1 protein-coding gene is annotated in these 654 nt (G+C 65.9%); it reads left to right on the top strand.

What is annotated here, in order from left to right; translation table 11 throughout:
* Positions 1 to 37 precede the first annotated feature (37 nt).
* Positions 38 to 654: NADP-dependent oxidoreductase (locus AZG88_RS31230; RefSeq protein ID WP_156517659.1), on the top strand; the 617-nt coding region annotated here is incomplete at its 3' end.

The raw sequence follows: 654 nt of genomic DNA, 5'->3' as shown, positions 1-654 counted from the left end.
CCGCCGCGTCCTCCGCGACCAACACTGGCGATCAGTCGTGAAAGCCTTCGCCTTCGCTGCGTACAAGCGGCCGCTGCAGGAGACGACGGTGCGCGAGCCGATCGTCGGCGACCACGACGTACTCGTCGAAATTCAGGCAGCCGGCCTCAACCAGCTCGACGAGAAAATCCGCACCGGCGAGTTCAAACAACTGCTCCACTATCCGACGCCGTTGACTCTCGGACACGACCTGGCCGGCACCGTCATCGGAGTCGGCGCCCGCGTTCGACAGTTCTCCGTCGGCGACGAGGTCTACGCGCGCCCCCGCGACGGCCGAATCGGCACCTTCGCCGAACGCATCGCCGTCCACGAGGACGACCTCGCGCTACGACCGACATCGATCAGCATGGTCGAAGCCGCCTCACTCCCCCTCGTCGCGCTCACCGCCTGGCAAGCTCTCGTCGACAGAGCGAATGTGCAACCCGGGCAGAAAGTTCTGATCCACGCCGGTGCGGGCGGAGTCGGATCGATCGCGATCCAACTCGCCAAGCATCTCGGCGCGAGCGTCGCCACCACCGCCAGCGGCCGAAACGCCGACTTCGTCCGAGAACTCGGCGCCGACGTCGTCGTCGACTACCGCACCGAAGATTTTGCGGACGTTCTCGACGGCTACGA

This window comes from Rhodococcus sp. LB1, assembly GCF_001583455.1.
In the GTDB taxonomy this organism is placed as follows: domain Bacteria; phylum Actinomycetota; class Actinomycetes; order Mycobacteriales; family Mycobacteriaceae; genus Rhodococcus_F; species Rhodococcus_F opacus.
The sequence above is the reverse complement of the archived record's forward strand: the minus strand, read 5'-3'. Positions and strand labels throughout refer to the sequence as shown.